The sequence below is a fragment of the Nocardia fusca NBRC 14340 genome (genome assembly GCF_001618425.1).
Lineage (GTDB): Bacteria > Actinomycetota > Actinomycetes > Mycobacteriales > Mycobacteriaceae > Nocardia > Nocardia fusca.
This window is the reverse complement of sequence record NZ_BDCU01000017.1, coordinates 530,339-542,945: the sequence shown is the minus strand read 5'-3', so window position 1 is coordinate 542,945 and position 12,607 is coordinate 530,339. Positions and strand designations below refer to the sequence as shown.

The 12,607-nt window shown below is 67.6% G+C and carries 12 protein-coding genes; 8 read left to right on the top strand and 4 right to left on the bottom strand.

From position 1 onward, the window contains the following. Positions 1-2: 2 nt before the first annotated feature. Positions 3-1,322, bottom strand: coding sequence for an urea ABC transporter substrate-binding protein (gene urtA / locus NF4_RS08945; RefSeq protein ID WP_084532965.1), 1,320 nt, complete (start codon positions 1,320-1,322; stop codon positions 3-5). Positions 1,323-1,555: 233 nt separating this feature from the next. Between urtA and NF4_RS08940 the strand changes: the two genes are divergently transcribed. After that, positions 1,556-2,161: a ClpP family protease gene (locus NF4_RS08940; RefSeq protein WP_063126729.1), complete on the top strand. Its 606-nt coding sequence runs from the start codon at positions 1,556-1,558 to the stop codon at positions 2,159-2,161. A 170-nt stretch (positions 2,162-2,331) separates the two neighbouring features. After that, positions 2,332-2,937: a ClpP family protease gene (locus NF4_RS08935; protein ID WP_063126728.1), complete on the top strand. Its 606-nt coding sequence runs from the start codon at positions 2,332-2,334 to the stop codon at positions 2,935-2,937. A 45-nt stretch (positions 2,938-2,982) separates the two neighbouring features. Here NF4_RS08935 and NF4_RS08930 read toward each other — a convergent pair whose 3' ends face one another. Both NF4_RS08930 and NF4_RS08925 read right to left on the bottom strand, forming a co-directional pair. After that, positions 2,983-3,354: a helix-turn-helix domain-containing protein gene (locus NF4_RS08930; protein WP_063126727.1), complete on the bottom strand. Its 372-nt coding sequence runs from the start codon at positions 3,352-3,354 to the stop codon at positions 2,983-2,985. A gap of 231 nt (positions 3,355-3,585) precedes the next feature. Then, entirely contained in the window at positions 3,586-3,915 is a 330-nt protein-coding gene (locus NF4_RS08925) for a hypothetical protein (protein ID WP_063126726.1), read from the bottom strand. Positions 3,916-4,276: 361 nt separating this feature from the next. On the opposite strand from NF4_RS08925, the gene NF4_RS08920 reads away from it, so the two are divergent. The 4 genes from NF4_RS08920 to NF4_RS08905 all read left to right on the top strand — a co-directional run bounded on the left by NF4_RS08920 (position 4,277) and on the right by NF4_RS08905 (position 8,592). Further along, positions 4,277-4,480: a cold-shock protein gene (locus NF4_RS08920; RefSeq protein ID WP_030521844.1), complete on the top strand. Its 204-nt coding sequence runs from the start codon at positions 4,277-4,279 to the stop codon at positions 4,478-4,480. A gap of 616 nt (positions 4,481-5,096) precedes the next feature. Then, positions 5,097-6,695: a phosphoglycerate dehydrogenase gene (gene serA / locus NF4_RS08915; RefSeq protein WP_063126725.1), complete on the top strand. Its 1,599-nt coding sequence runs from the start codon at positions 5,097-5,099 to the stop codon at positions 6,693-6,695. A gap of 182 nt (positions 6,696-6,877) precedes the next feature. Further along, on the top strand, positions 6,878-7,885 hold the full coding sequence (locus tag NF4_RS08910; protein ID WP_063126724.1) for a 3-isopropylmalate dehydrogenase: 1,008 nt from the start codon (positions 6,878-6,880) through the stop codon (positions 7,883-7,885). A 104-nt stretch (positions 7,886-7,989) separates the two neighbouring features. Then, the gene (locus NF4_RS08905) at positions 7,990-8,592 is read left to right on the top strand and encodes a Uma2 family endonuclease (RefSeq protein ID WP_232330363.1); all 603 of its coding nucleotides are present in this window, start codon (positions 7,990-7,992) and stop codon (positions 8,590-8,592) included. Positions 8,593-8,760: 168 nt separating this feature from the next. Here the strand turns inward: NF4_RS08905 and NF4_RS08900 are convergent, their stop codons facing one another. Next, complete coding sequence (locus NF4_RS08900) at positions 8,761-9,978, bottom strand: MFS transporter (protein ID WP_198165257.1); 1,218 nt, start codon at positions 9,976-9,978, stop codon at positions 8,761-8,763. Positions 9,979-10,165: 187 nt separating this feature from the next. On the opposite strand from NF4_RS08900, the gene NF4_RS08895 reads away from it, so the two are divergent. Together NF4_RS08895 and gltX are read left to right on the top strand one after the other, a co-directional pair. Next, positions 10,166-10,927, top strand: coding sequence for a fumarylacetoacetate hydrolase family protein (locus tag NF4_RS08895; protein WP_063126722.1), 762 nt, complete (start codon positions 10,166-10,168; stop codon positions 10,925-10,927). A gap of 13 nt (positions 10,928-10,940) precedes the next feature. After that, positions 10,941-12,416, top strand: a complete 1,476-nt coding sequence (gene gltX / locus NF4_RS08890; RefSeq protein WP_063126721.1) for a glutamate--tRNA ligase — start codon at positions 10,941-10,943, stop codon at positions 12,414-12,416. The last annotated feature ends 191 nt before the right edge of the window (positions 12,417-12,607 follow it).

The following is a 12,607-nucleotide window of genomic DNA, read 5'->3' as shown; positions in this document are numbered from 1 at the left end:
GATCAGCCCCCGAGTCCCTCGGCCCACGGGTAGCCCGCCAGGTACGGATCCGGCTCGATGGCCACGCCGGAATCCCACACGCTGTAGATGAGGCCGTCGGGACGGATCTCGCCGATCCGGGCGGTTTTGGTGATGTGGTTGTTCTCGCCGTCGATGGTCACCAGGCCCTCGGGTCCCTCGAAGGTGACCCCGCCCGCGGCCTGCTGTACATCCGGGACCGCGAAGGACTGCGCCTTCTCCACGGTGTTCTTCCACAGGTACACCGAGACATAGGCGGCCTCCATGGGATCGGAGGTGGGCTTGTTGGCGCCGTATTTCGCCTTGTACGCCGTGACGAACGCGGTGTTCTTCGGGTTGTCGACGGTCTGGTAGTAGTTCCAGGCGGTCAGCTGGCCGGCGATGTGCTGCACACCGATACCGCCGACCTCTTCCTCGGCGATGGACACCGAGACCACCGGCATGTCCTGCGGTGTCAGGCCGACGTTCTTGTACTCGCGGAAGAACGCGACATTGGAATCGCCGTTGAGGGTGTTGAACACGGCGTCGGCGTCGGCCGAGCGGACCTTGTTGACGATGGTGGAGAAATCGGTGGAGCCGAGCGGGGTGTAGTCCTCGCCCTTGATCTCGATACCGTTGGCCTCGGCGTAGGCCTTGATGATGCGGTTGGCGGTCTGCGGGAAGACGTAGTCGCTACCGACCAGGTAGAGCGATTTCACGCCGCGGCCCTTCAGATAGTCCAGGGCGGGCACGATCTGCTGGTTGGTGGTGGCGCCGGTGTAGAAGATGTTCTCCGACGATTCCAGGCCCTCGTACTGGACCGGGTAGTACAGCAGCGCGTTGCGGTCCTCGAACACCGGCAGCATGGCCTTCCGGCTCGACGAGGTCCAGCCGCCGAATACCGCGGCCACGCAGTCGCTGCTGATCAGCTTCTCCGCTTTCTCCGCGAACACCGTGGGCTCGGAGGCGCCGTCCTCGCCGACCAACTGGATCTGCTTGCCCAGCACGCCGCCGGCGGCATTGATCTCGTCGACCGCCAGCTCGATCGAATCCCGGACGGTGACCTCGGAGATCGCCATGGTCCCCGACAGCGAGTTCAGCGAGCCGACCTTGATATTCGGGCCCGCGGTGTCGACACAGGAGGTCGCGTTCGCGCCGGCCTGATCGGAGGCGGAGCTGCCGCAGGCGGTGACCGCCAGCGCGGTCGCACACACCGCGGCCGGCAGTGCGAGCAGGTTCCGTGCGCGCCGACCCTGCCGGCCGGTACCGCGGGATACCGCAACTTTCCTGGGTTGTCCGGGTGTTTCGGTTCTGGCTGCATTCATGACCGTTCGGCCTCCACTCAGGAAAGGTCAGCCCGCTGACCGGCACGTATTCGACGTTGTATACAGCGACGTATACGAAGGATTACGGTAGGGAGGCTGTGTTTCGCCCACGTATCGCAGCGTGAAGCTCGGGTATCGATCGGCCGATGGTCCCGGGGAGCGCTGCTGAGAGCAGATCTGCCGACAGCAGCGTGGACTCCCGCTCACCCGCCTGCTCCGGCAGCGTGGTGACCATGGCTCACGACGACAAATCCCCGCTGTTCGGCTGGCGTGCCCGCGAGCAGCTCCTGGCCCGCCGCATCCTGGTCCTCGACGGCCCGCTCGACGACGACAACGGCACCCTGCTGGCGACCCAGCTGCTCACCCTCGCCGCCGAAGACGGCGAGGCCGGGATCTCGCTGTGGATCCATTCGCCCGGCGGTTCGGTACCGGCGATGCTGGCCATCCGCGACGTCATGCGGCTGATACCGAGCCCGGTGTCCACCCTCGCCCTCGGATTGGCCTGCAGCGCCGGCCAGTTCCTGCTCTCCTCCGGGACTCCGGGGAAACGTTTCGCGCTACCGCACGCCCGGATCCTGATGCACCAGGGTTCGGCCGGTATCGGGGGGTCCGCGGTGGACGTGGAGGTGCAGGCCGACGATCTGCGCTACACGGTGGAAACCGTGCTCGGCCTGATCTCCGCGGACACCGGGCAGCCCTACGAACGGGTCTACGAGGATTCGTTGCACGACCGCTGGTTCAGCGCGACCCAGGCGAAGGAATACGGCTTCATCGACCATATCGTCGGCGATTTCGCGCAGGTCGTCCCGCAGCGCCAACGGGTCGGGATCTCCGCATGAGCGGCCGTGTCCGGCGCAGGTCACGGGCGTGATGACGGAGACGGAGCGTGCGCGCGCCCATCCGGCGCAGCACGAACACGCGCCCCGGAGCGCGTGACCGCGGAGAGCGGAACCCGGCCGCACCGGGCGCGAAGAGCCGACGACAGCCGCACCGAATACAGGGAGACCCGATGAGCACCTATACCATCCCCAATGTGATCGCCCAGCATCCGCGGGGCGAGCGGATCACCGATATCTATTCGCACCTACTCGCCGAACGCATCGTCTACCTCGGCACTCCCATCGATTCCGGGGTCGCCAACGCGCTCATCGCGCAGCTGCTGCACCTGGAATCGGAGAGCCCGGGCCAGGAGATCGACTTCTACATCAACTGTGAAGGCGGCGATCTGTCGTCGATGCTCGCGGTGTACGACACCATCCAGCACATCGGCGCCCCGGTACACACCACCTGCGTCGGCCAGGCCATCGCGGTCGGTGCCGTGCTGCTCGCCGGTGGCGCGCCCGGCCACCGGGCGATGCTCCCGCACGCCCGGGTGGTGCTGCACCAGCCCGCGGCCCGCGGCCAGGGGGCCATCCCCGACCTCATCCTGCAAGCCGACGAACTCGTGCGGATGCGAGCGGAGATCGAAACGATCCTGTCCCGGCACACCGGGCGGACCCCGGAACAGCTGCGGCACGACACCGACCGCGACCGGGTGTTCACCGCGGCCGCCGCGGTCGAATACGGGCTGGCCGATTCGGTGCTGGCGCCGCGGAGCCCGGCCCCCGCCCGGTGATCGCGACCGGGCCGGATACCGCGGTGGGTGCGGACACCGGCCGGGTCAGGCCGCCCGGAGCAGCACTGTCGGCGCTGTGCCCGGGCGGCGGGTCGCCACGGGATGGCGCCCGGCTCTGAGCTCGTCGGCCACCTGCTCGGTGAGCGCGCCGAGGGAGGTGCCGAGAGCACCCGCCAGCGCGGCGATCATCTCGCTGGAGGGTTCCTTGCGTCCGCGTTCCACCTCGGACAGGTACTGCGGCGAAATGCCCGCGCGCTCGGCGGTTTCCGCGAGCGTCTCACGTTTCTCGTTGCGCAGCATGCGGAGTCGCCTGCCGAGGACTTCACGCCACAGCGGCTCGGGCCGGTCCACCCGCTGCCGGGGCGGACGCTCGGCGCGCCCACCGGGAATCGCCTGGAGTCTGCGGGGCTCGGTCATGGACAGAGCCTAGAACCCGGGTCCGCCGGTACGGGCGGATTACGCTACGGGCGTACATCCGGTCCGGCTCGGGGTGCGATGCCGGGAGTTGTGCTCGCGGAGAAACGGTTTTGCGGTGCGCCCCGGCGGGTGCGGTGCGCAGACCCCGCGGTGCGGTGCCGGCCTCGTGCGCCGGGACGCTGCCGGCTTCGGCCGGAGATGCGGGCTCGCGCACGCGAGCCCGCATATCGGTCAGCTGCTGCCGAAGAGACCGCGCAGCAGATGGCGGACCCAGCCCGCCGGGTCCTGCCAGCCGCGGTCCCGGTGCCGGTCGTGGTTCCAGTGGTCGTCGCGATCGTGGTCCCAGTGGCGGTCACGATCGCGGTCGCGGTCCCAGTGGCGGTCGCGGTCGCGATCGCCGTGGCGGTCGCGATCCACCTGGGTATAGCCCGGGGCCGGGGCCGCCGGGTCGGCCACCGCGGGCGCCGCGAGGCCGGCCAGCGGGACCAGGGTGATGGCACCCGCGACGGCGAGCCGGGCGGTGGCCCGGCGGGTCGCAGATACTCGGTTCGTGCGGAACACGTCGAATCCTCTCGTACTGTGTCCTCCGGCGCAGCGGAAGTGACCGGCCGGAAGACGTTGAACCTTCACCCTCGCGCAATGGTCACGAAAGTCACAGACCTTCCGCGGATCCGATCGAGAAATCATCCCCGGGTACTACGGGAAATCCCGGGGCCCTGTGTCGACCGGGCGATGAGCGCTCACCCGTGAGGTGGATCGCCCAGTCGGAGCGTGACGCCGGTCTCCTGGGCCCGTGTTCTTCCTCGGGATGGAAAATTTTCGAAGTGGAGGAACTTTCCCGAACGTGGCATCGTTGTCATAGAGATCAGGCGGATCGACCGTGGTCCGTCTGGCTCGCAACAGAAAGTATGAAGTAAGTAACATGGCTCAAGGCAGCGTGAAGTGGTTCAACAGCGAGAAGGGCTTCGGCTTTATCGCGCAAGACGGGGGCGGACCTGACGTCTTCGTGCATTACTCGGCAGTGTCGGGAAGCGGTTTCCGTACCCTCGAAGAGGGTCAGCGCGTGGAGTTCGAGATCGGGCAGGGCCAGAAGGGTCCGCAGGCTCAGGACGTCCGCGCCATCTGAGTGGTGTGACGAAGCAGCGAGGCCCCGTACCGGAAGGTGCGGGGCCTCGCTCCGTTTCCCGGGGGGGGGGGGTATCGCGGTCTCGACCGGGGGTGGACCGCTGGGTATGGAATTTCCCATTGGTCCGGTTGGGGAGACGCTCGGGTACGCCGGTCTACGTTTCGCCGGTCGCCCGATACACCCGGGACGAAGAATTGCCGAGTGACCGCCCGCAGCCGCCCGGTGTGAAAATCTTACAATTCGAATCGCTCCGTCCCGGGACGCAAATTCGGACCGCGCGGATTTCGGCCGAACGCCGCCCCTGAACGCCTTTTTCTCCACCCCGGCCGGTGGTCCGGCCGATTTCGAAACATGCCATCCTCGGACCGAGCTCGATACGGGTGGCGGTTTCCGCATACGTGGCGGCCACCCGGGGTCCGGGCGAATGCGCCCGACCGCTCCCGCCACGGCTCCGGCCCGCGTGAACGGCGGTCCGGTGCGTGATTCGGCCCACCCGGCCGACCGGGTACGCGCAGGTCGGCCGATACCGATAGCAGGGGGTGGGACATGGCCGGATCGGTCCGAACTAAGCTTGGCCCCGTCAACTGGCCGTCCCCACATCCAGGAGTACCCCACTGTGAGCCAAGCAGGCCGTCCTGTAGTTCTGATCGCCGACAAGCTCGCCCAGTCGACCGTCGATGCGCTCGGTGACGGTGTCGAGGTCCGCTGGGTCGACGGCCCGGATCGGCCCGCACTGCTGGCCGCGGTGCCCGAGGCCGATGCGCTGCTCGTCCGCTCCGCGACCACCGTCGACGCCGAAGTCCTCGAAGCCGGTAAGAACCTGCAGATCGTCGCCCGGGCCGGAGTCGGCCTGGACAACGTCGATGTCCCCGCCGCCACCGAACGCGGCGTGATGGTCGTCAACGCGCCCACCTCCAATATCCACACCGCGGCCGAGCACGCCGTCACCCTGCTGCTGAGCGCGGCCCGCCAGATCCCGGCCGCCGACGCCACCCTGCGCGAGCGCACCTGGAAACGCAGCAGCTTCAACGGCGTGGAGATCTTCGGCAAAACCGTCGGTGTGATCGGCCTGGGCCGGATCGGGCAGCTGTTCGCGGCGCGCCTCGCCGCCTTCGAAACCAAGATCGTCGCCTACGACCCCTACGTCTCCCCGGCGCGCGCCGCCCAGCTCGGCATCGAACTGCTGAGCCTCGACGAGGTGCTCGAACGGGCCGACCTCATCTCCATCCACCTGCCGAAGACCCCGGAGACCAAGGGCCTGCTGGGCAAGGACGCGCTCGCCAAGACCAAGAAGGGCGTCATCATCGTCAACGCCGCGCGCGGCGGCCTGGTGGACGAGGCCGCGCTCGCCGAGGCGATCACCTCCGGACATGTCCGGGCCGCCGGTCTCGACGTCTACGAGACCGAGCCCTGCACCGACAGCCCGCTGTTCGACCTGCCCCAGGTCGTGGTGACCCCGCACCTGGGCGCCTCCACCAGCGAGGCCCAGGACCGGGCCGGCACCGATGTCGCCAAATCGGTGCTACTGGCCCTGGCCGGCGAGTTCGTACCGGGCGCGGTCAATGTCACCGGCGGCACCGTCGGCGACGATGTCGCGCCCTGGCTGGACTTGGTGCGCAAGCAGGGCGCCCTGCTCGGTGCGCTCGCCGACGAACTGCCGGTGAGCCTCGAGGTGCAGGTGCGCGGTGAACTGGCCGCCTCCGAGGTGGAGGTGCTGCAGCTCGCGGCGCTGCGCGGGGTGTTCTCCGCCCATGTCGATGATCAGGTCACCTTCGTCAACGCTCCGGCGCTGGCCGAGGCCCGCGGGATCAGCGCCGAGGTGACCACGGCGACCGAGAGCCCCAGCCATCGCAGTCTGGTGGACCTGCGCGCGGTGTTCGGCGACGGCCGCACCATCAATGTCGCGGGTACGCTGACCGAGCCGCAGCAGGTCGAGAAGATCGTCAACATCAACGGCCGCAACTACGATATGCGCGCCGAGGGCCTCAACCTGGCCGTCCTCAACTACGAGGACAAGCCGGGCGCGCTGGGCAAGGTCGGCACCGCGCTGGGCGTCGCCGAGATCGATATCCTCGCCGCGCAGCTCACCCAGGACGCCAACAAAGAAGGCGCCACCGTCGTACTGCGGGTCAACAAGGAAGTGCCCGCAGCGGTGCGTTCCGAGATCGCCGCCGCGGTCGGTGCCGCCAAGGTCGCCCTGGTCGACCTGTTCTGAGCTGTTCCGTGCACGCTGCCGCCCGGGCCGGTGGGCGGCGTGCGCCGACGGGTACACACCCGCCCCGGGCCACGCGGCCCGGGGCGGGCCGCACCCGGCCACCGTCCCGGTGACAGACCTACCCGGCCCGGCAGCCGCGTCCCGCCCTGTTCGCGGCCTCGTTCGTAGAAAGCGTGGTTGTCATGAAACTCGCCGTGATCCCCGGTGACGGTATCGGACCGGAAGTCGTCACCGAGGCGCTCAAAGTGCTCGATGTGGTGCTGCCCGGGGTCGAACGGACCCACTACGACCTGGGCGCCAAGCGTTACCACGCCACCGGGGAGATCCTGCCCGAATCGGTGCTGCCGGAACTGAAACAGCACGACGCGATCCTGCTCGGCGCCATCGGCGACCCGTCGGTGCCCAGCGGAATCCTGGAACGCGGTCTGCTGCTGCGCACCCGTTTCGCCCTCGATCATCATGTGAACCTGCGCCCCTCCAAGCTGTACCCGGGAGTCGGCAGCCCGCTGGCGGGCACCCCGGAAATCGACTTCGTGGTGGTCCGGGAAGGCACCGAGGGCCCGTACACCGGCACGGGAGGCGCGATCCGGGTGGATACGCCGCACGAGGTCGCCACCGAGGTCAGCACCAACACCCGGTTCGGCGTCGAACGCGTGGTCCGCTACGCCTTCGCCAAGGCGCAGGCCCGGCGCAAGCATCTCACCCTGGTGCACAAGACGAATGTGCTCGCCTTCGCGGGTTCGCTGTGGCAGCGCACGGTGGACGAGGTCGGCGCGGAATTCGGTGATGTCGAGGTGGCCTACCAGCACATCGACGCCGCCACCATCCATATGGTCAACGATCCGGGCCGTTTCGACGTGATCGTCACCGACAACCTGTTCGGCGATATCATCACCGACCTCGCCGCCGCCGTCAGCGGCGGTATCGGCCTGGCCGCCAGCGGCAATATCGACGCCACCGGCACCAACCCGAGCATGTTCGAGCCGGTGCACGGCAGCGCCCCCGATATCGCCGGCCAGTCCAAGGCCGACCCGACCGCGGCCATCCTCTCGGTCTCGCTGCTGCTCGAGCACAAGGGCGAGACCGCTGCCGCCGCCCGCATCCAGGATGCGGTTGCCAAGGACCTGTCCGGTCGCACCGGCACCGCGTCGACGACCGAGATCGGCGATCGGATCGCCGCCGCCCTCTGACTCGACGATCCTTTTCGGGCGGGCGGATTCGGGTTGTGTGTCCATTACCATCGGGGATACCTGGGCGTATCCCCGATGGATGGTCCGAGCACTTGGAGGGCAGCATGACCGCGTGGCACGCCACCTCTGATGCCGGCTTCGGCCCGTACACGATGCTGGATCTCTACGATCTGCCGGAAGACGGCAAGGGTTTCGAACTCGAAGACGGGTGGTTGGTCGAGGTGGCAGCGGGGGCACGACACAACTGGATCGCGCGAACGCTTGCTCGCAAGATCGAGGGAATGCTCGGCGATGCCGCTGTGATCGTCTGCGACGGTGGAGAATGGGAGGTCAGCACCCCCGCTGGTGTACGGAAACCGGATATCGCACTCGTTCCCTACGATGTCGCGCGTGCGGTTATCGCCGATGAGTCCCCGAAACTGATTCCGGGGATCGACCTCCTGTTGGTGGCAGAGGTGGTGTCCCCGGGTAGCGGCAGCGAACGCACCGACCGCGTGCGGAAGGTTCGCGAATACGCGGAACTGGGCATACCGCAGTACTGGATCGTCGAGCATCAGCCGAAAGTGCGGATCCATCGCGGAATTCTGGACGGCGCCACCTATCGCTGGGAGCCGACGGTCACCGAAGGGCAGGAGTTCACCGCCGAGATCGAGGCGGACGAGACGATTCGGGTGGCATTCGACCCTGCGGTGCTCATCGAGATCTGACGGGTGTTTTCCGCTCGTCCGGCCCGGGCAGGCCACCGGACGAAGCGCCGACACGATTATCCGTATGGTGGTCGACTCGGCGTGCTCATCGAGATCCGACCGACTATCCGTTGGGCAGCCGGTAAGACCGAGGGAGTTGTCGGCGGCGTCAACGGATTCGGCTACCGATTACTCCGGCGGTCTCTCCGAACCCACCGGGACCAGCGGGATCGCCACGGCCGCCATGGCCGCTGCCGCCAGGTAGACCGCCGGGAAACCGGTCGCGGTGATGAGCGCGCCGAATACCGGCGGCACCGCGGCGATGGTCAGGTTCTGGCCGGTGTTCTGGATGCCCAGTCCGCGACCGCTCCAGAACGGCCCGGCGCGTTCGGCGATGGCGGTGAAGGCCAGGCCGTTGTCGGAGACCGTGACCACCGAGGCGACGACGAGCAGCGGAACGGCGGCCCACCACCAGTGCGTCCAGGAGGTCAGCGCGAGCAGGGCCATGGTGGCGACCGCTGCGATCGCGACCTGGCGCAGCGGGCCCATCCGGCTGCCGACCCGGTCCGACCAGGCGCCGGCGCCGATCCGGCCCAGCGCGCCGAGGATCTGGGTGCCGGTGACCAGCGCGCCCGCCGCCGCCAGCGACCAGCCGAGGTCGCGGTGCAGCCACAGCAGCGCGAAGGTCCAGACGGTGGCCTGGGGGACGACCAGCAGAATCGATACGCCGTGGATACGCCACAGCGTGCTGCTGCCCCGGTAGGGATTGGCGCCGGTCGCCTGGGCTCGTGGCGGCCGGGGTGGGTCGATGATGCCCAGCAGGCAGCACACGGCGGCCAGTCCGGCCAGTAACGCGGGCACGCTCAGCGCGGGCGCGACACCGAACCGGTCGGCGACCAGTGGCACGGACATCGCCGCGATCCCGACGCCCAAGGGCTGGCCGGTCTGCCGGATTCCCATGGCCAGGCCGCGGCGGTCGGGCGGGAACCAGCCGACGATCACCCGGCCGCTGGCGCCGTTGGTGCTGGCGGCGCCGATCCCACCGAGGAACAGCAGAACCGCGAGGGCGGGGTAGCCGGTGGTGAAGGCGGCGGCCGCACCGGCCGCGCACATGATCACCGGCCCGGCGACCAGGGCGATCCGTTCGCCGACCCGGTCGACCAGATAACCCCAGGCGATGAGGGCGCAGCACAGGCCGACGGTGGGCATGGCCACCAGCAGGCCGGCGGTGGCCAGCGGCATACCCCCGGCGGTGAGCGCGGGAAGCAGGAACGGCACCCCGTGCACGAAGATCGCGCTGGACACCTGGGCGAAGACGCCGAAGGCGAGCATGAGCCAGCGATGGGCGGGGGATATCTGCCTGCCGGACGCGGCGATCGGGAGGGCCGCCGAAGGACTGTGCGCCATGGTTCCCCATCTCGCAGCGAGAGACCATCTCAGTATGTGAGAATGGATTCTCAATCTTTGAACTTACGACGGCCACGGTACACCTCCGGGCCCCGGAGCCCGCAAGTAGTGGCAGGTTCTCACCGCCGGGCGGACCGACCGGTCGGGCGCATTCGGGCTGGTGAACCCGGCTGGATAGACTTCGGTCATGCGTCTAGGTCGAGTTGCCAGCCCCGACGGGGTCGCGTTCGTCGCCATCGAAGGCGAAACCGCCAAGGAAATCGCCGAACACCCGTTCGGCACCCCGACGTTCACCGGCCGCAGCTGGCCGCTGGCCGATATCCGTCTGCTCGCTCCGATCCTGGCCAGTAAGGTGATCTGCGTCGGCAAGAACTACGCTTCCCATGCCGCCGAGATGGGCGGTGAGGCGCCGGCCGAACCGGTGATCTTCATGAAACCGAATACGTCCATCATCGGCCCCGGTATCCCGATCATCGTGCCGCCCAATTCGTCCCGCGTCGACTACGAAGGCGAGCTCGCCGTGGTCATCGGGCGGCCCTGTAAAGACGTTCCCGCGGCCCGGGCCAAGGACGTCATCCTGGGCTATACCGTCGCCAACGATGTGACCGCCCGCGACCAGCAGGCCCAGGACGGCCAGTGGACCCGAGCCAAGGGCTACGACACCTTCTGCCCGCTGGGGCCGTGGATCGAAACCGAACTCGATCCGGCGGATCTCGAGATCACCACCGAACTCGACGGCGAAGTACGTCAACGCAGTACCACATCGCTACTGCTGCATGATATTCCGGATATCATCGAATGGGTCACCCGCGTGATGACCCTGCTGCCCGGTGACGTGATCCTCACCGGAACTCCCGAGGGTGTCGGCCCGATGAAAGACGGTCAAACGGTGTCGGTCACCGTCTCCGGTATCGGCACGCTGACCAATCCCGTTGCCGCAAAACGCTGAACGAAAGAGGGACATGACAAACGTACGGGTCCGTTTCTGCCCGTCACCCACCGGGACACCGCATGTCGGGCTCATCCGCACGGCGCTGTTCAACTGGGCCTATGCCCGCCATCAGGGCGGCACGTTCGTCTTCCGTATCGAAGACACCGATGCCGCGCGGGATTCCGAAGAGTCCTATCAGGCGCTGTTGGACGCGCTGCGCTGGCTCGGACTCGATTGGGACGAAGGTCCGGAAATCGGCGGGCCCTATGCGCCCTACCGGCAGTCGCAGCGGCGCGAAATCCACCGCGACGTGGTGCAAAAACTCCTCGACGCCGACGAGGCCTACGAATCATTTTCCACGCCAGAAGAAGTCGAGGCACGCCACCGGGCGGCCGGACGTGATCCGAAACTGGGCTACGACAATTTCGACCGCGACCTCACGGCCGAGCAGATCGCCGAATACAAGGCCGCCGGCCGGGGTGCGGTGGTCCGGCTGCGCATGCCCGATACCGACCTCACCTGGCACGATCTGGTACGCGGAGAGACCACCTTCAAAGCGGGTTCGGTGCCGGACTACGCACTGACCCGAGGTACCGGCGATCCACTCTATACGCTGGTCAACCCGGTCGACGACGCCACCATGCGGATAACCCACGTCCTGCGTGGCGAAGACCTGCTCTCCTCCACGCCGCGCCAGCTCGCGCTCTATGCCGCGCTGCAGCGCATCGGGGTCGCCGATTTCACTCCCGAATTCGGCCATCTGCCGTTCGTGATGGGGCAGGGGAACAAGAAGCTGTCCAAGCGCGACCCGGAGTCCGACCTCTTCCTCCACCGCGATCGGGGATTCATTCCCGAAGGGCTCCTCAATTACCTCGCGCTCCTCGGCTGGAGCATCGCCGACGACCACGATGTCTTCTCCATGAACGAGATGGTCGCGGCCTTCGATATATCGAAAGTGAATTCGAACCCGGCCCGCTTCGATCAGAAGAAGGCCGATGCGATCAATGCCGAGCACATCCGTTTGCTGGAGCCGGCAGATTTTGCCGGACGGTTGCGCACTTTTTTGACGGACCGCGGATATATCGGTGCCGGAATAGACGAGAAGGTATTCGCCGCCGCCGCCGATCTGGTGCAGACGCGCATTGTCGTGCTCGATGACGCATGGGGTCTGTTGCGATTCCTCTTCGCGCCTTCCGACGAGTTCGGTATCGACCCCGCCGCGGGCAAGAAGAATTTGGGGCCGGACGCCGTTCCGGTACTGGATGCCGCAATTTCCGCACTCGAACCGCTGACCGCCTGGACCGCTTCCGAGATCGAGGACGCGCTGAAAGTCGCGCTCATCGACGGAATGGAATTGAAACCTCGGAAGGCATTTGCGCCGGTGCGGGTATCGGTTACCGGATCGCATATCAGTCCGCCGCTGTACGAATCCATGGAACTGCTGGGCCGCGAGCTCACCATGCAGCGACTGCGCGCGGGCCGCGAATGGACCCCGCCCGCCGACTGAGCCCCGGCGTGACGACGCCGTCCCCGGCGCCACCGGGGACGGCGTCCGTCCACCACCCGACCCGTTCGGCAGCGCCGCGGCACCGTTACACACCTGATGTGGCGGCGTGACCAGGCGATTTGTAGTTTCCCCGGAGCGGTTTGGTACTCTCTTTCTCGGCCGGAACGACGGTGCCACCGCAGCCAGCGGTG

Excerpts from the sequence above, each read along its gene's own strand:
- NF4_RS08900 (WP_198165257.1), bottom strand. The coding sequence starts at position 9,978 with ATGGCGCACAGTCCTTCGGCGGCCCTCCCGATCGCCGCGTCCGGCAGG.
- NF4_RS08905 (WP_232330363.1), top strand. The coding sequence starts at position 7,990 with ATGACCGCGTGGCACGCCACCTCTGATGCCGGCTTCGGCCCGTACACG.
- urtA (WP_084532965.1), bottom strand. The coding sequence starts at position 1,322 with ATGAATGCAGCCAGAACCGAAACACCCGGACAACCCAGGAAAGTTGCG.
- NF4_RS08910 (WP_063126724.1), top strand. The coding sequence starts at position 6,878 with ATGAAACTCGCCGTGATCCCCGGTGACGGTATCGGACCGGAAGTCGTC.
- NF4_RS08935 (WP_063126728.1), top strand. The coding sequence starts at position 2,332 with ATGAGCACCTATACCATCCCCAATGTGATCGCCCAGCATCCGCGGGGC.
- NF4_RS08940 (WP_063126729.1), top strand. The coding sequence starts at position 1,556 with ATGGCTCACGACGACAAATCCCCGCTGTTCGGCTGGCGTGCCCGCGAG.
- gltX (WP_063126721.1), top strand. The coding sequence starts at position 10,941 with ATGACAAACGTACGGGTCCGTTTCTGCCCGTCACCCACCGGGACACCG.
- NF4_RS08930 (WP_063126727.1), bottom strand. The coding sequence starts at position 3,354 with ATGACCGAGCCCCGCAGACTCCAGGCGATTCCCGGTGGGCGCGCCGAG.
- NF4_RS08895 (WP_063126722.1), top strand. The coding sequence starts at position 10,166 with ATGCGTCTAGGTCGAGTTGCCAGCCCCGACGGGGTCGCGTTCGTCGCC.
- NF4_RS08920 (WP_030521844.1), top strand. The coding sequence starts at position 4,277 with ATGGCTCAAGGCAGCGTGAAGTGGTTCAACAGCGAGAAGGGCTTCGGC.